Below are 17,778 nucleotides of genomic sequence, written 5' to 3' on the forward strand. Positions count from 1 at the left end.
GCGTGATGCTGGCTGCTCGATGTGTCTTGCAATGAACCCTGACGTATTGAAACCGGGCGAGCGTTGTGCATCAACGTCTAACCGTAACTTCGAGGGGCGTCAAGGCCGCGGCGGACGCACGCATCTTGTATCGCCTGCGATGGCAGTTGCAGCAGCAGTAAAAGGTCATTTCACAGATGTACGCGATTGGGAAATTAAATCCGTAGTGTAGAACGAATTGAACGCGAGAGGGGTATATAAGATATGGAACCGTTTAAACAACTTACAGGCATCGTAGCCCCGGTCGACCGGGTCAATGTCGACACTGATGCAATTATACCGAAACAATTTTTGAAGCGTATTGAGCGCAGCGGTTTTGGTCAATTTCTTTTCTTCGAATGGCGTTTTCACGAAAATGGTGAAGTGAACGTTGATTTCGAACCAAACAAGCCGCGTTACGAGGGCGCATCTGTACTCGTTTCCCGTGCTAACTTTGGCTGCGGCTCATCCCGTGAGCATGCTCCTTGGGCAATTCTTGATTATGGATACAAAGTTATTATCGCTCCGTCTTATGCGGATATTTTCTATAACAACTGTTTCAAAAACGGTATTTTGCCTATCAAGCTAAGCGAAGAGCAAGTGGAAGAGCTATTTAAGCGTACAGCGAAGCATGACGGCTACAAGCTTACTGTTGATTTGGAAAACAAACAGCTTTCGGATGAATATGGTCTAACGATCGCATTTGATCTTGATGAGCACCGTCGTCAATTTTTGCTGCAAGGTCTTGACGATATCGGTTTGACTCTTCAACATGAAGACAAAATTACAGCTTATGAGCAAAAACATATTGCTCGTCTTGTGTAATTAAAACGAAATGAAGAGGACGAATCAGCCACTCCGGATGATTCGTCCTCTTTTTTCCTTTAAACGCAACTTTTTCTGACAAGCTGCGTCTATATTTGCGTCTGTTAAAGTCGAATGCACTCATTCGATGCGGGCAATTTCAGTCATCGAGGTGGGAAATGAAAAGATTTGTATCCGTATTAATGTTTATGTCGATTTTTTTCACGATGTTCTCCGCAGTAGGACAAGCTGCAGAGGTCGTACCCAAGCTTTTCTTGAATGGTCAGCAATTGAAATCTGATGTTAATCCGCAAATCATTAATAATGCAACCGTTGTACCTGTGCGGACGGTATCAGAAGGATTAGGCTACCTGATTGATTGGGATAACACGACCAAAACAGCGACAGTAACACATGCCAATAATGTCATAAAGCTAAAGCTGAATGACAATATGGCAGTAGTCAATGACAAAAAGGTTAAAATGGACACGTCAGTTTCTATCATTAAAGGCTACACTTTAGTTCCACTTCGCTTTATTGGTGAGCAGTTTGGATTGGATTTTGAATGGAAAGCTGTTGAGAAAGAAGTACATATGTACGAGCAGAACAAAGAACCAACAGATCCGACAGAACCTATTGATCCAGACCCGAATCTTCCTGTGGAAGCAGCAGGCCAGATAACAGACATTTATTACTCTGGCGGAAGCAGCATGACCCTTAATTATGAAGGAACAGTTAAGGCCAACAAGCCAATGCTGCTCGAGAACCCAAAGCGCATTGTGTTCGATTTTCCGAATACTAACTATTCATCAAACTTATCTTCACAGTTTTTGAATGGACAAGTTGAGGTTAATGTAACAGACAGCACTTATTTGCAAGGTTATCGTTATTCCTTATTTTCGAACACGCCAGCTACCGCTCGCTTAGTCATTCTTATTGGCGATAATACCGGCTATGTGATGACTGAGGAAGCAGGAAAAATTCAGTTTAGCTTAATGTCTGCTGCAGACGTTCCTGGTACTCCGCCGATTACAGATCCAGTAACTCCTCCATCATCCAAAGTCTACAACGTTGTTCTTGATGCGGGACATGGCGGCTCAGATCCGGGTGCAGCGAGTGTTTTGAAGAAACCGGAGAAAGAATTTACGCTTAGTATCGCACTTAAGATGAAGGCGTTGCTTGACAAAGAAAGCAAAATTAAAGTTCATTTAACTAGAACGGGGGATACTTACCCGACTTTAGATGATCGCGTCAAGTTTGCAGAAAGCATAAAAGCTGATTTATTTATGTCTATTCATGCCAATAGCGGTATCAGCTCCGCAACAGGAACTGAAACCTACTATTATCGCGATAACAGTAAAGCGTTTGCTAGTATTATTCACAAGCATCTAATTGCGGCAACCGGTCTTAAAGACCGCGGCGTCAAGAAAGAAGCTTATAAAGTGATCAAACAAACGACGATGCCAGCCGTACTAATCGAAGCAGGCTTCCTATCCAACGCAAACGATGCAAAAATGTTATTTGATGATGCGGCACAAAACAAAATAGCTGCTGAACTGGTTGCAGGCATCAAAGAGTACTTAAATGTAAAATAGAAAGCAGGTGTTCAGTGTTATGAAAACTTTCAAAGCACGCGGGCTGCTTGCTGTCATTATATTATCCGCTGCGCTTGCAGGATGCGGAGTTCAGGATAAGCAGGGAAATCAACCAGGCAGCACGGTATCGCCTACAATTTCACCTTCGCCTTCTCCTKAGCCAACTCCCGTTATAAACGAACTAGATGCTATTATTTATTTAACCGATGCTGAGCTAACTGAAACAGTAGAGCATCCAGTCAAGCTAACCTATGAAACGGATCTTGATCTGGTCAAAGCAGCAATTGCTGAACTGCAAAAAGATGCTGACGAGAATAAATTATCTTTATGGAAACGAATTGAGGTTAAATCCGTACAACTATCAGACGGGCTTGTTACACTGGATATTCATTTGCCTGATGAAGCGCGGCTTGGTGCGCCAGGCGAGACGTTTGTCATTCAGACGCTTCAAAAAACATTGTTTCAATTCGATGCTGTAAAATCAATCGATCTGCTTGTCGATGGACAAAAGGTTGAAACGCTCATGGGTCATGTCGAGCTCGAATATCCAATGAACAAGCAATAAGCAAAAAATATGAATGGCTTCGTTCCATCCTAGCAATAGGTTGGCGAAGCCGTTCTGCATGAGTTATTACATACTAATCAGGGGGAATATCTACTTATGACAATGCAATTTGCGAGCAAAAAGATTTTGATTGGAGCGCTAGCGTTTTCTCTAGTTGCAGGAAGCGGTGTAATCATACCTGCTTCCTATGCCTCAGCAGCCTCCGGATATACAACACCATTTACCGATGTAAGCAGTGGTCATTGGGCAGAGAAGCATATAGCTAAGCTTGCATTGCAAGGAATTATTGAAGGAAATAAGACATCAAGCGGAGCTGCTATATTCCGTCCGAAAGAAAATGTGAGTCAGCAAGAGGCTGTGCTTATGGCTCTTCGATTCGCGGGATTGGATAAAAAGGCAGATAAAGATGCAATTATCGGTTTTCCTAATTCTTTTTCCGTAAGCACTTATTTTAAACCTTATGTAACTTTGGCTTTCCAAGAAGGCCTGCTTGATCAGGTGGAAGAGTTCGGACTCGCAGCTAAAGATCCTAAAATCGCCTGGGGGACTAAGCCAGCTACCCGTGAATGGGTAACGAAGCTTATGGTTCGTGCAATCCAGCAAGAGGAAGAAGCGGTACGTTTGCAAAATACAGCCTCGACTTTCGCGGATGCAGCGCAAATCACTTCTATTTATAAGGGTTATGTGAATGCCGCTTCCAAGCTTGAGCTCGTAAAGGGTGTAACGGCAGACAAATTTGTTCCTAAAGCGAATGTGGATCGTGCGAGTCTGGCTACGATGTTCAGCCGTGCTGAGAAGCTGTTCCCGGTTGCATATGAAGGTCAAGTAAACGGGATTGCAACTAAAATAACAGATACTCAAATTACTGTTTACAGCGACAAGAAGGAAATCAACTATAGCATTAATTCAGATACTTTATTTTATCACTACAATACAGAAACACCTATTACGAGACAGCAGCTTCTAGAATACGGAGATGTAACGGTCATTGCGAAGGATGGAAAGGCGCTTTACGTTGAAGTGAAAGGCGATAAGACTTACACTAAAACGACGTCTGGAACGTTGGATCGTGTTATCGCAGATGAGAAGAAGTTATATGTATGGATTAACAATAAGCCTGTTGAATTTTTCTATAATGATTCAGTAGTAGTCGTTGATACGGATGGCAAACCGCTAGCATTAACCTCAATTAAGAGAGACAGCCAAATAAGCATCGTACAAGACAGCTTCCGTGATGCGCCGGCAACAATAAAAATTATTGCATCGACGCAGGCGTCGGCAACGAGTGTTAAAGGTACATTCTACGGCTCGACAGGTGATTTGATCACTGTCATGGAGGGTTCAACACTTGTATCTAAATTGATGGCAGATACGGTTTCCGTTGAAATTGAAGGCATTAATGGAGCAACAATCGGCGATTTAATTAAAGAAGCAGATCAAGTAGAGCTTACGCTTAATGATGCAGATAAAGTAACAAAAGTGAAAGTAGTTAACCGCAATGTGAAAGTCGTTGCTGGTGCGCAGGTTGCCGCTTTTGTTTACGATAAAAAGTTGTTGACCATTCTTGATGCAAATGGCAATAACGCCCAAGCGCTTTATTTTACGGATAAAACTCGAATTGAATACAGCGGCAACGTTATTTCATTAGCTTCTGCTAATAGCTTACTAACCGTGAACAGAAAAATTGTTATCAGCTATACAGGAAATTCGATCGTATCCCTGCAATTTTTAACTAAATATACAGGTACTTTATTATCAATGAATTCACAAAGCAACTTGATGAACATTAAATTGGAGAACGGCGCTACGTTGTCGCTTCCATATAATACTGCATACGTTGAGCATGCTGCCATAGCAAATGCAACTTACAGCGATCTTAAGGCAGGCGATCAACTTACGCTTGATTTGAGCAGCAACCAAGATCGTGTTGCAACGATTAGAGTCCACACAAATGCTCAATATGATGTAATGTCAGTAGACGTAATCAACAAAAAAATTCGTGTTAAAAATGCAATGACATCCGCATTTGATCTAAATGTGCTAGGTACAGAATTGGTTAATGAAGCAGGAGCGAAGCTTGCGATTGAACAGATTACTCCGGGCTCTATTATTACTGTTAACTACTTAGGAAAAGAAGCCGTTCGTGCACGCACTATTTCTGTTGCTTATGGCAAAGTACAATCCATCTCAGCAAACAGTGTCACTATTGTAGACCTTGTAGGTCAAACTGTTGCTTATAATGGCGATGCTGGGTTCGTAATCGTAAAAGGAGCCACGCAAGGAACAGCAACGAGCCTGCTTACTGTGGGGGACTATGTTGAGGTTCAGAAGCTTGAAGGCAACAAAACACAACTGACTGTAGCTGTTGGCGAGAGCCGCGTATTTACGAACTTCAATGCGACTGCATCACAAGTGTGGACGGAAAAAACAACAGATGCGGATAACCGGAATTATTTTAATGTAAACAGCCAGACCAAATACATTTTAAATGGAAATTCGGTTTCAGTTACAGCTTTCAAGTCAGGCGACACGATTACAATCTATGGCTTTAGAAACTATGCAATTGCAATCGTCAAGTAGCTTTTTAACGAAATTTTCATCAATTATAGGCTGAGATATTCATTTTTTGTGAAAAAACTGCCCTTAGGGGCAGTTTTTTTATAGAATATGCTTGTTTACGGTTGCGAAGCGTGACAAATTTCGCTACACTTTGAACGATAGTGTTTGATTAGGGGAGAGGACGATGGTTGCGAAACAAAAAATGCGTCATGTGCTAGACATTATTGCGGACATGTTTCCAGATGCACACTGTGAGCTTAATCACAGCAATCCGTTTGAGCTTACAATAGCAGTACTGCTGTCTGCGCAATGTACGGATGAGACGGTCAATAAGGTGACGGTGAACTTATTTCAAAAGTATAAGTGCCCCGAGGATTATTTGAGCGTACCGCTGGAAGAACTAGAGCAGGACATTCGCCGCATCGGCTTGTTTCGAAGTAAAGCATCAAATATACAAAAGCTTTGCCGTATTGTCATAGATAAATATGACGGGAAAGTGCCTGAAAGTCATGAAGGTCTGACCGAGCTGCCAGGTGTAGGGCGGAAGACGGCTAACGTCGTGATGTCTAATGCATTTGGTGTGCCTGCCATCGCTGTCGATACGCATGTGGATCGTGTAACGAAGCGACTGGGATTCGCTAAGGCCGAAGACAGTGTCCTAGAGGTAGAGAAGAAGCTGATGAAACTCGTTCCGCGCGAGGAGTGGACATTAACCCACCACAGACTCATCTTTTTCGGCCGCTATCACTGTAAAGCGCAAAGCCCGCAGTGTCCAATTTGTCCGCTGCTTGATTTGTGCAAAGAAGGTAAACAACGTATGAAGCCAGGTTTTAAAACCAAAAATAAGAGTATAAAACCTAAAATAGCCAGTGAAGGATGATGAACATGAACTGTATTTCCGTGTACACAAACAATTTTGAGCTTTTTTCTGATATTTATGAGCAAGTGCTTGAGTCTCCGCCAGAGGAGCACGAGGATATCCTTGTAGAAGGCATTACAGTTAGCGGCTCAGGCGACGTGCCTGATCAATACATCGAGCGTATGCGCATTAAACCTGAGGTTGTTGTGATGAGAGATAAAGAGCGCAACATTATGATCTTGCAACATGGCAACGTATTTGAAATTTGTTTGCCGTCTGAAGAAGAGCAAGCCGTTTAAGGAGAAGCAAATGACAGAAACAACCGTGCAAAGCATAGCAGGAGCTATATCCGAAGCAGCTGGTTTAATGTCAGCTGCAGGAGATACATTACATGCCAAGCAAGCACAGGAGCTAAACAGTAAGCTGACCGATGGTCGGCTTACTGTCGCTTTTTGTGGACATTTTTCAGCTGGCAAATCAACTCTCATTAATCGTTTATGCGGGACTAAGCTGCTTCCTTCTAGTCCAATTCCAACAAGCGCGAACGTTGTGTCTATTCGCGGCGGGGATCGGGCTTATGCAGCTGTTGAAACCGTAAAGAATGGTGTTGCTTCCAAAGCGGAAGTTCCAATCGACCAGCTTGACCGCTATTGTGTCGATGGCGAGCAATTTACTTCTGTATCGATCGTGTATCCTTCCGAGCTTTTAGGAGATCATACCGTGCTCCTCGATACGCCTGGCATTGATTCAACTGATGATGCGCACCGGATGGCAACCGAATCCGCATTGCATCTTGCAGACGTTGTTTTTTATGTCATGGATTATAATCATGTGCAGTCTGAAATCAATTTTTCTTTTGCGAAGCAATTGAAGGATTGGGGAAAGCCCTTATATTTTATTGTGAATCAGATTGATAAGCATCGTGATCGCGAGCTTTCTTTCGCAAGCTATCGTCAAAGCGTTGAGGATGCGTTTCACGCTTGGCACTTGGAGCCGGCGGGGATCGTTTATTTGTCGTTGCGCGAGCCAGAGCACCCTCATCAAGAGTGGGAGCAACTGCTTGAGCTGCTAGATAAACTGCAAACGATCCGCAAGCCGCTTTGTGTGTACAGTGTAGATGCGTCATTGCGCCATGTAGCTGATGGACATTTGAAATGGAGTGAGCAGCTAGCGGAGCCTGAGCGAGAACGGCTTCTTGCTGAGGCAGGCGGCGTTGAGGCTGTTGCCCTTGTCACAACACAAATGGATCAGCTGAAACAGAAGATCAGGCATGTTTCGGAGCAGAAAGAGGTTTACCGGGCGCAGCTTCGCAAAGAGCTGCAAACGCTTCTGGATAATGCGAATATTACGCCAGCGGGACTGCGTGATTTGGCTCAAACGTTTCTGGAGAGCCGTAAGCCTGGTTTTAAAGCGGGGCTGCTTTTTGCGGCAGCTAAGACTGCTGCTGAGCAGGAACGGCGCTTGCTGGCGTTCAGCGAGGAATTAAACAGTTTAATCAGCGCTTCGATCGACTGGCATGTGAAGCATCTGCTGCGTACGGAAGCAGAGCGTAAATCATATAATGGCGAGCTGCTGGAATCGGAGCTCGCGCGGAACTTGGCTTGGCTGCCGGATTCGGAGTGGCTTATCGCGAGAGTGAAACCCGGCGCCGTCATCAGCAACGAATATACGATGACGTTTAGCCGCGATCTAGCCGCGGATGTGAAGGCGGTTTATCGCCAGCGCTCACTTGAGATCATCGATGCGCTGGCAGACCATGCAGCGGCGGTAGGCGAAGCCGCCGCCGCTGAGGCAGAGTCACAGCTTGCTGCGCTTCGCGCGCAGGCTGGTGCACTACATGCGCTTACGGCGCTGGCGAAGCGCGCCGAGGAGCATAAGGCGCGGCTAACTGCCGCGCTGCCTGAGGCGCCGGCAAGGCCGGCATTGCCAGCACCGCGTATAGCTGTGGCTGGCGGTGGCACTTCCGCGCAAGCTGGCGGCGACGCTGCTGAAGCGCGGGGTGTGCTTGCGAGCGAGAGCGGGCGAAGCGCGCGAGAGGGGCAGCATCATGTGGCAGCGGGGCGAAGCGCCCTAGCTGGCGGTGCAGCTTTGGCGCAGCAGCACAGCGCTGCAGCGCGCTTAGCCAGCGCCGCGGAGCTGCTGGCGCCGCATGCTGCGCTTGCGGCTGCTGCGCAAGCGATGAGCGATAAGGCGAAGCGGCTGCAGGACAGCCGCTTCACCATCGCATTATTCGGCGCCTTCAGCGCCGGCAAATCATCGCTTGCGAACGCGCTGATCGGAGAACCGGTGCTGCCGGTTTCTCCTAATCCGACGACGGCAGCGATCAACCGACTCGTGCCCCCTACGGCGGAGCACGGTCATGGTACAGCGCGCATTGTCATGAAGACGCGCGCTGCCATTATCGATGATGTGCGCTATTCCCTAGCGCTCCTCGGTGAAAAAGAGCAGCAGTCTGATGACGCTGCTCTCATGCGGGCGATTGATCGCCTATCTCCGGATTCCATCGGAGCTGGCGGTCGCCCGCATTTCAGCTTCCTGCGCGCAGCCCGCGCAGGCTGGGCAAAGCATGAACCGCTGCTCGGTCAGCAGCTGTCGGTCGATCAAGCGRAATACGAAAAGTACGTCGCTGAGGAATCTCGTTCGTGCTTCGTGAGTGAAATCGAGCTGCATTATGACTGCGCGTTGACGGCGCAGGGTATCGTGCTCGTTGACACGCCAGGAGCGGATTCTGTAAATGCTAGACATACGGGCGTAGCCTTCAATTATATTAAAAACGCTGATGCTGTTTTGTTTGTCACGTATTACAATCACGCCTTCTCGCAAGCTGATCGTCAATTTCTGATGCAGCTTGGCAGGGTGAAGGATCAGTTTGAGCTTGATAAAATGTTTTTCCTTGTTAACGCTGCCGATTTGGCTGCAGATCAGGAGGAGCTTACAGGTGTGTTAAAGCATGTTGAGACGAATCTGCTGCAGCATGCGATTCGCTCGCCTCGCTTATTTCCTGTATCGAGCTTGCAGGCACTGGATAGTAAATTAGATGGAAATGCAGAGCTGCTGCAACGCTCCGGCATTGAAGCTTTCGAGCAATCATTCCTTTCCTTTATTCAGAACGATCTCGGACGGCTAGCTATTGATGCCGCAGAGCAGGACTTGAAACGAGCGGCAGCGACAGTTGCAGGCTGGCTTCAAAGTGCAGAGGGCGACGCAGCCGGGCGTGAAGCTGAGCTTATAGCACTGCTGCAAGCGGTGAACGAAGCGAAGATCGATATATCAGCGCTTCAAACCGGAACGATACCAGAGCAGCTAAAGCAGGAGCTTAGTGAGCTATTGTATTATGTCGTTCAGCGTATCCAATACCGTTTTGGTGAGTTTTATAACTTAGCCTTTAATCCGGCCTCCTTGCAGGATGATGGACGTGACTTGCGCAAAGCCATTTGGACATCTTGGCTGGAGCTGCAGCGGCTCGTCCAACTGGAGCTGTCACAGGAGATGCTGGCAACCTCGCTTCGGATGGAACGAGGCATTCATACTCAGCTGCAAAAGCAATATATTCATACTGCGCAGCGTTTAGAAAATTCAATTTCCGCATATAGTGCTGTTCCTTATGCGCCAGCTGCTTTGCCAACGCCAGATGAGCCGACCGCTTGGGAAGCGGATAACGTTGATGCGAAGCTGCTTTGGAGCCGTTTCAAATCACCGCGTCAATTTTTTGAAGGCGAGGGCAAGTCGATTCTTCGCAAAGAGCTTGAAGCGCTGCTTGCTCCTTCATTAAATGGATGGATGTCCGAGCAAACGCTCTTGTGGACATCGCTTTACGAGCAAATTTGGCAGAAAGCGGCTGATCAAGCTGGTAAACAGCTGCAAGACGATATGCTTGCCTATGAAAGCGGCAAACGAATCTCGTTGTCCGGCAGTGCGGACACGGCTGAGCTGAAGCAGCTGTATAATCAGTTGATTCATATCTAATTGTCAATGAATACGGATTGTTCTATCGCATTAACAGCTGAATGCTTTTGCGAGCGTGTAAAACGCTTGCAAAAGCTTTTTTTAATTTAGTGTGTTTTTGTGCAAAAATTGAGTAATAGGCACATATTTGTCATGATTTGCGACCAATTGGGAGTATTAACCGTTTCCAATTTAGATAACGAGTCAATAAGCGGTTTATAACAGGTATATGCATATTTATACTGTTTGCTCGCATTTGATGATGCTGATAATATTCATTCATGCTTACAAAATAGATACGGGGAGATGGATTTACTTGGACGTACTAAGGCAGTTGAAAGCATTTTATTGGGCGGAACGAAAGTTTATGTTCACCTCGATATTTTGCTTAATGTGCGCTACGGCGCTCGGACTTGTCTATCCGAATTTACTGAAATTCTTGATTGATGATGTCATTACTCCAAAAAAATTCGAGTTAGTGCCAACGCTTTCTTTTACAGTAGTCGGAGTCATTATCATTAAAGGATGCATGCAGTATTTACATGGTTTTTTTGGTGCACGACTTGGTAACAAAGTGGCATTCCACATGCGGAATGCTTTGTACGACAAGCTGCAGACGCTGTCGTTTCAATATTATGACAAAGCAAAAACAGGCGATTTGATGTCACGTTTAACGGCTGATTTAGAAGCTATTCGCAACTTTATCGGTTTTGGCTTTGCACAAATCTTGAATATGGTGTTGATGATCTTGTTCGGCGGCGCAATGATGCTCTCTATTCATTGGCAGCTAACTTTGATTACATTAGTAACGATACCGCTGCTAGGCTTCGCAGCCATTCGTTTTGAACGCAATATTCATCCAGCGTTCCGCGAAATGCGTCAAGCGATGAGTAATTTAACGACAGCGGTTCAAGAGAATATTACGGGCGTACGCACGGTTAAATCTTTTGCACGTGAATCGCATGAGGTATCGAAATTTTCCATACGCAGTGAAGCCTATCAAACGAATCAGGTTGGCGCAGCAAAGATTTGGGCGAAATTTTTCCCTGTAATGGAGCTTGTAGCGAACTTAAGCGCAGTAATCCTGCTTGTAACAGGCGGTATTCTTGTCATTAACGGATCACTGCAGCTCGGTGAATTTGTCGCATTTTTCAGCTTGATTTGGTACATTATCGGTCCGATGTGGGGCCTTGGGTTCCATATTAATAACTACACGCAGTTCAAAGCTTCAGGAGAGCGTGTACTAGGACTGCTGAATGAACATGTTCATGTAAAAAATATTGAGCACGCGATTGAGGTTAGCAGCGATACCGTAAAAGGCCATGTACGCTTCGATCATGTTACGTTCAGTTATCCTGACAAAACGCCGGCGGTAACCGATTTGGTCATTGATGCGCCAGCAGGCTCTGTCATTGGGTTTCTTGGTGCGACAGGCTCAGGCAAATCAACGATTATTCAATTGTTAATGAGAGCCTATAATGTAAAAACAGGTTCAATTACGCTAGACGGCATCGATATTAAAAATTTGGATGTCGCAAGCCTTCGTTCATTAATAGCTCCCGTGTTTCAAGAAACGTTCTTATTCTCGGCATCGATTCGCGATAATATCGCTTATGGCGTGCGGGATGTAACACCAGAGCAAATCGAGCACGCAGCTAAGCTGGCTAAAGCGCATGACTTCATTTTGGAGCTGCCGCTAGGCTACGATACGATTGTCGGCGAAAGAGGAATGGGCTTGTCCGGTGGACAAAAACAACGGATTGCCATTGCTAGAGCACTTATAAAAAATCCTAGAATTTTAATTTTGGATGACGCAACAAGCGCGGTAGATATGGAAACCGAACATGAAATTCAAGCGGGCTTCAAGGAGCTGATGGCTGGCCGCACGACCTTTATTATTGCACATCGGATTTCTTCGCTTAGACATGCCGATGAAATCATCGTGTTAGACAAGGGCCATGTCGTTCAGCGTGGTAAACACGCAGAGCTGATTAAGCAGCAAGGACCATACCGCGACACCTACAACATTCAATATGCTGACTATCCGCTTGATGATGCTGCTATAGCTGCGCAAGCGAATGAGCGGAAAGGGAGTACCGTATAATGAGTACGAGTGCCAAAGCAAAAGCTAGCAATAAAAATGAACGTTTCATATACCAAGACGATGAGCTGATTGAAAAGCCCTTTAACTGGGGCCAATTGCGCCGCCTATTCGGATATATGAAGCCTTACACAAAACAATTAATGCCTGTCATCGTTATGATGATTCTTGGTACGTTGACACGCCTAGGCGTGCCGGCGCTCGTCATTCTGGCAATTGACGAAGCGATTGCTCCTGAGCAAGGTGAAACAAGTGTACCGAAGTTAATTACGATCGCAAGCATCATGCTGGTCTTATATGTTATTCAATGGGCATCCAATACGTACCGGATCAAATATACGAATATCATTGGACAAAAGGTAATATACGATCTCAGAAATCATTTATTCCAGCATATTCAAAAGCTAAGCTTCCGTTTTTACGACAAGCGCCCAGCAGGTTCTGTACTCGTTCGTGTCACGAATGACGTAAATGCGCTGCAGGATTTGTTTACAAACGGTGTCGTCAATTTATTGATGGACTGTGTGCAATTGTTCGGTATCGTCATTATTTTGCTCGTATGGAACTTTAAGCTTGGCCTTGCGGTCATGATAACCGTACCGTTAATGTTCATTGTATCGACGACTCTGCGCAAAAAGATTCGTTTTGCATGGCAGGATGTGCGCATTAAGCAGTCCCGTATTAACTCTCATTTAAATGAGAGTATTCAAGGGATGAAGGTAACGCAAGCGTACGTGCAAGAGAAAGACAATATGAGCTTCTTCGATCATATGAATACAATCAACAATAAATCATGGAACCGAGCGTCATCGCTTAACCAAACGTTCGGCCCTGTAATCGAGATCACTTCAGCAATCGGTACTTTTATTCTATTCTGGTATGGCTCCCACCTCATTCAAGTAGGTGCGATTACCGTTGGATTGCTTGTTGGTTATGCCAACTATATCGGTAACTTCTGGGACCCGATCAACCGACTAGGACAAATGTACTCTCAGCTGCTTATTGCGATGGCTTCATCAGAACGGATTTTTGAATTTATTGATGAAGAACCGACGGTAGCGGAACTAAAGGTTGCAAAGCCGCTTCCGAAAATTGTTGGCGCCGTAAAGTTCGACCATATCGTGTTCGAATACGAGAAGGGAAGGCCAGCACTCAAGGGCATCACGATCGATGTAAAAGCAGGCCAATCGATAGCGCTCGTAGGGCATACTGGTTCAGGAAAAAGTACAATCATCAACCTATTATGCCGTTTCTATGATCCGGTTGAAGGCCGTGTCCTCATTGATGGCATCGATATTCGTGATGTGACGATTGAAAGCCTGCGCTCACAGGTTGGCATCGTGCTCCAGGATACGTTTATTTTTGCAGGCACGATTCGTGACAATATCCGTTATGGACGCTTGGATGCAACCGATGCGGAGATCGTAACAGCAGCTCAAGCCGTTAACGCGCATGATTTCATCATGGGGCTGCCAGATGGCTATGATACGCAAGTTGAAGAGCGAGGCAATGTACTTTCCATGGGTCAGCGTCAGCTGCTATCGTTCGCTAGAGCATTGCTAGCTGATCCGCAAATCCTTATCTTGGATGAAGCAACAGCCAGCATTGACACTGAAACGGAGCTGAAAATTCAAGAAGCTCTTAAAATTCTTCTAGCAGGCCGTACATCCTTTATGATTGCTCACCGATTGTCGACGATTCGTCACGCGGATGAAATTATCGTGCTTGACCACGGTGAAATCGTTGAACAAGGCAATCACGAAGCGTTGCTTGCAAAGCGCGGCGTGTACAACGGCTTGATCGAAGCACAGTACCGTTTTCTTTAAAACGTGAGCACAATTCATTTCAGCAAATGCTTATAAAATAGTTGATTTTTAAGCTTAGAACCTCCACAATGGAAGAAAAAACGAACCGAAACGCTAGTCTCTGCCTTTAGGACAGAGCTGACGATTCGATTTGCTTCCAGGAGGTTCTTTTTCTTTATGTATGGATCACCCTTAACAACGAATGCTCGCAAGTTGCTCCTGCTAGGCTCTGGTGAGCTTGGTAAAGAGGTTGTATTTGAGGCTCAGCGGCTTGGCATCGAGACCATTGCAGTAGATCGCTATGATCAAGCACCAGCTATGCAGGTTGCACATCGCAGTTATACAACAGATATGCTGGATGGGGCAGAGCTTCGCCGTATTATTGAGAAGGAGCAGCCTGACTATATTGTTCCGGAAATCGAAGCAATAGCTACAGAAACGCTGCTTGAGCTTGAGAAGGAAGGACATCGCGTTATTCCTACAGCACGCGCGGCTTGGTTGACGATGGACCGCGAAGGCATTCGCCGTTTAGCTGCTGAGACATTGGAGCTGCCTACCGCGCCATATCGATTTGCAGACACGTTTGAAGAGCTTGCTCTTGCGGCCGAAACGCTTGGTTTCCCATGTGTCATCAAACCAATTATGAGCTCCTCAGGCAAAGGACAAAGCGTTTGCCGATCTGAAGCGGAGCTTGAAGCATGCTGGAGCTATGCGATGGAAGGTGGACGTGCCAAGAAGCAGCGTGTTATCGTGGAGGGCTTTGTAACATTTGAATCTGAAATTACATTGCTTACTGTACGATCGGTTTCGGGTACAAGCTATTGTCCGCCAATTGGACATGTGCAGAAGGATGGCGATTACATCGAGTCCTGGCAGCCGCATCATATGACTGAGGCCCAAATTGCTCAAGCAGAGTCCATAGCGCAACGCATCACCGATGAGCTGGGCGGTTTTGGTATTTACGGTGTGGAGCTATTCATTACAAAGGATGGCGTCTTGTTTAGTGAAGTATCGCCGCGTCCACATGATACAGGCATGGTAACGATGGCGACTCAGGATCTTTCAGAGTTTGCCCTGCATGTAAGAGCTATTTTAGGATTTCCAATTCCAACTATTCGGTTGCTGTCACATGGTGCATCACATACGTTGAAAGCAGACCGTGAATCTTCCGATTTCCGCATTGGCGGTATTGAAGAAGCTTTGTCGGTTCCTAATACACAGGTTCGCGTTTTTGGAAAACCAGAAACGAAGGTTGGACGAAGAATGGCCGTTGCGCTGAGCACTGCTCCTGATGTAGAACAAGCACGAGATTTAGCTCGTAAAGCTGCAGAAGCTCTTTACGTATCGTATACTAACGAATAGAAAGTTTATTTTAAGGCAGGTGCAGCAGCAATGGGTAAAAAACAGAAAAAAATAACGTCTTCAACTCCTAGATCATCATCAAAAAATGCTCCAAAAAATGAGTCGGAAAACGGCTTGACGCTCAAGGATTTATTAAGCAATGAGGTGCTTGGCAAGCTAAAAGCACAAGCGGATGATATGAAGCAGGCTGAAGCATCACGTAAAGAAGAGCTTCGCAAACAGGAAGAAGAAAAGAAGAAGCAGGAGCAAAAGCGTTTGGAAAACGATTTTTCTTATTTGCTTGAGAATAGCGACCCTAACTGGTCGAAGCATAAGTAATAGGAAGAAAGTCGCAGTTCGCATTGTTCTCAAAAAAGCACCTTAGGGTGCTTTTTTTGTTCGGAATATCCTAAATACACTAATTTCAAAACTTTTGATATAATCTTATTTTTTATGATTTTCTTTTGTTTCAAAATGCATGCAGGGTTTGCCAGATGAGCGAAAAACCATTATGCTCGGCAGTACGCTTGTTTTAAATCCAAAAGCTCTACAGCCTTTAGGTGCACTTGGCTCCCATGTAATAAAATAATGTTTGCATTTCAAACAATCAATGCGTTCATTCGTATTCATTCTGCTACCTCGAATATGATTTTGGGTGTGAATTTGAATCGTAAACCATATTACGAAGGTTGAGCATTAAAGTCAATCCTAATCGATTAAATAGGCAAGGCTGTGCCTCACAATCGCCTTTTTTAATACAAATTGTTACCACGCATACATAAATCTAATGATTCTGCAAAACATGCTAACAACAGTTATTAAAGCGATGTATGTGCATTCCATTTTATTTTCAAAGGATTAAGCTAATGTCATTGCAGTAAATTCTACATGTACGACAAGCGTATAACGCAATGTTTCGTGGTCGAAGCTGGTAGAAACGCTCAAACAGTGGATACACACGAATAACTTTAAGTGTTTTATTGAAAATGAGTTGTAGAATTTGTGGAACAAAAAAAGTTTTTTTGTTATTGTGTTAATTATGCTTGCGCTTATTCCGATTATTACATACGCTGAGCTGTAGGTTATGAATAAGTAGTGCTGCTGTTGAAACAAGACAGGAAACTATAGAACCCCTCCAAACTAATCGTTGGAAGGTTCTGTTCAGCAAGGATAGTGTGTTATCCTTATATGTATCTCTTATGACCATTAGCAAAATAAGGCTTGAAGATCGTGTAATTGCACTAATCGTTTTTTTTTGGAGACTTTACGAAACATGACAAATTGAATTAAAATAGCTTGAAGATACGGAAACGTGATTAAAGATAGGGGGACGCTCATGTCTGAGCAAACAGATCTCTTCGCAAATACAGCGGCCGCAGACCGAAATTATGAGGCCGATGATATACAGGTGCTTGAAGGGTTAACAGCAGTTCGTAAAAGACCGGGCATGTACATAGGAAGTACAAGCAGTTCGGGATTGCATCATCTCGTTTGGGAAATTGTCGATAATGCAGTCGATGAGCATTTGGCTAAATTTTGTTCGGCCATTGAAGTGACGCTGCACAAGAACGGAGCAGTAACGGTACACGATAACGGGCGTGGTATTCCTACCGGCATGCATAAGACCGGTATTCCTACACCGCAGGTCGTATTTACGATTTTGCATGCGGGCGGTAAATTTGGCGGCGGCGGATATAAGAAATCCGGCGGTCTGCACGGCGTTGGCGCATCCGTTACAAATGCTTTGTCAGAATGGCTTGAGGTTGATATTTACCGAGACGGCAAAATTCACAGACAACGCTTTGAATATTGGATTGATGAAGCGGGACGTGAGCATGTTGGTGAGCCCGTACGCGGACTTGAGATTATTGGCACTACGAATCGGACAGGCACTAAGGTTACTTTTAAGCCGGATGGCCGCGTGTTCCAGAATGGCACAACATTAAGTTATGATACGCTGGCAGAGCGTTTGCAAGAGATTGCTTTTCTAAACTCTGGTTTAAAGGTAACAATTAAAGACGACCGCAGCGGCAAGCAGGATGTGTTTCATTATGAAGGCGGCGCTCGTCAATTCGTTCAGTTTTTGAATGAAGAAAAGACCGTACTGCATGATGTTATTCATTTTGCCAGTGAGCGCGATGATATTGAGGTGGAGGTAGCCCTCCAATATAATGACGGATACACGG

At 45.3% G+C, this 17,778-nt stretch carries 13 protein-coding genes; all 13 read left to right on the forward strand.

Features of this window, described 5'->3' with window-relative positions:
- On the forward strand, positions 1-211 hold a 211-nt coding region (locus AC1DSE_RS14545; protein ID WP_477527819.1), incomplete at its 5' end, for an aconitase family protein.
- A gap of 32 nt (positions 212-243) precedes the next feature.
- Positions 244-843, forward strand: coding sequence for a 3-isopropylmalate dehydratase small subunit (gene leuD / locus AC1DSE_RS14550; RefSeq protein WP_441961270.1), 600 nt, complete (start codon positions 244-246; stop codon positions 841-843).
- A 158-nt stretch (positions 844-1,001) separates the two neighbouring features.
- Positions 1,002-2,417 carry an N-acetylmuramoyl-L-alanine amidase gene (locus tag AC1DSE_RS14555; protein ID WP_477509616.1) on the forward strand — a complete coding sequence of 472 codons (1,416 nt, stop codon included), beginning with the start codon at positions 1,002-1,004 and terminating at the stop codon, positions 2,415-2,417.
- Between the two features lie 19 nt (positions 2,418-2,436).
- The gene (locus AC1DSE_RS14560) at positions 2,437-2,982 is read left to right on the forward strand and encodes a GerMN domain-containing protein (protein ID WP_477527820.1); all 546 of its coding nucleotides are present in this window, start codon (positions 2,437-2,439) and stop codon (positions 2,980-2,982) included.
- A 96-nt stretch (positions 2,983-3,078) separates the two neighbouring features.
- Positions 3,079-5,562 (forward strand): S-layer homology domain-containing protein, encoded by a 2,484-nt coding sequence (locus AC1DSE_RS14565; protein ID WP_477509614.1) that lies wholly within the window; start codon positions 3,079-3,081, stop codon positions 5,560-5,562.
- A 163-nt stretch (positions 5,563-5,725) separates the two neighbouring features.
- Complete coding sequence (gene nth, locus AC1DSE_RS14570) at positions 5,726-6,421, forward strand: endonuclease III (RefSeq protein ID WP_076265730.1); 696 nt, start codon at positions 5,726-5,728, stop codon at positions 6,419-6,421.
- A 5-nt stretch (positions 6,422-6,426) separates the two neighbouring features.
- Positions 6,427-6,699, forward strand: a complete 273-nt coding sequence (locus AC1DSE_RS14575; RefSeq protein WP_076265731.1) for an NAD/NADP transhydrogenase alpha subunit — start codon at positions 6,427-6,429, stop codon at positions 6,697-6,699.
- A 10-nt stretch (positions 6,700-6,709) separates the two neighbouring features.
- Positions 6,710-10,366 (forward strand): dynamin family protein, encoded by a 3,657-nt coding sequence (locus AC1DSE_RS14580; RefSeq protein WP_477527821.1) that lies wholly within the window; start codon positions 6,710-6,712, stop codon positions 10,364-10,366.
- A 295-nt stretch (positions 10,367-10,661) separates the two neighbouring features.
- Positions 10,662-12,449 carry an ABC transporter ATP-binding protein gene (locus AC1DSE_RS14585; RefSeq protein ID WP_441875584.1) on the forward strand — a complete coding sequence of 596 codons (1,788 nt, stop codon included), beginning with the start codon at positions 10,662-10,664 and terminating at the stop codon, positions 12,447-12,449.
- The gene (locus tag AC1DSE_RS14590) at positions 12,449-14,272 is read left to right on the forward strand and encodes an ABC transporter ATP-binding protein (RefSeq protein ID WP_441875380.1); all 1,824 of its coding nucleotides are present in this window, start codon (positions 12,449-12,451) and stop codon (positions 14,270-14,272) included. Before AC1DSE_RS14585 ends, AC1DSE_RS14590 begins: the two co-directional genes overlap by 1 nt.
- Positions 14,273-14,428: 156 nt before the next feature.
- Positions 14,429-15,613, forward strand: coding sequence for a formate-dependent phosphoribosylglycinamide formyltransferase (purT, locus tag AC1DSE_RS14595; protein WP_477509612.1), 1,185 nt, complete (start codon positions 14,429-14,431; stop codon positions 15,611-15,613).
- A 30-nt stretch (positions 15,614-15,643) separates the two neighbouring features.
- Positions 15,644-15,931 (forward strand): YqkE family protein, encoded by a 288-nt coding sequence (locus AC1DSE_RS14600; protein ID WP_477509611.1) that lies wholly within the window; start codon positions 15,644-15,646, stop codon positions 15,929-15,931.
- A 997-nt stretch (positions 15,932-16,928) separates the two neighbouring features.
- Positions 16,929-17,778, forward strand: an 850-nt coding sequence (locus AC1DSE_RS14605) for an ATP-binding protein (protein WP_477527822.1), incomplete at its 3' end; no start/stop codon positions are given.

Source organism: Paenibacillus sp. 01L418, from assembly GCF_056400045.1.

Coding starts and splice junctions, on each gene's coding strand:
- leuD (WP_441961270.1), top strand. CDS start 244: ATGGAACCGTTTAAACAACTTACAGGCATCGTAGCCCCGGTCGACCGG.
- AC1DSE_RS14555 (WP_477509616.1), top strand. CDS start 1,002: ATGAAAAGATTTGTATCCGTATTAATGTTTATGTCGATTTTTTTCACG.
- AC1DSE_RS14565 (WP_477509614.1), top strand. CDS start 3,079: ATGACAATGCAATTTGCGAGCAAAAAGATTTTGATTGGAGCGCTAGCG.
- nth (WP_076265730.1), top strand. CDS start 5,726: ATGGTTGCGAAACAAAAAATGCGTCATGTGCTAGACATTATTGCGGAC.
- AC1DSE_RS14575 (WP_076265731.1), top strand. CDS start 6,427: ATGAACTGTATTTCCGTGTACACAAACAATTTTGAGCTTTTTTCTGAT.
- AC1DSE_RS14590 (WP_441875380.1), top strand. CDS start 12,449: ATGAGTACGAGTGCCAAAGCAAAAGCTAGCAATAAAAATGAACGTTTC.
- purT (WP_477509612.1), top strand. CDS start 14,429: ATGTATGGATCACCCTTAACAACGAATGCTCGCAAGTTGCTCCTGCTA.
- AC1DSE_RS14600 (WP_477509611.1), top strand. CDS start 15,644: ATGGGTAAAAAACAGAAAAAAATAACGTCTTCAACTCCTAGATCATCA.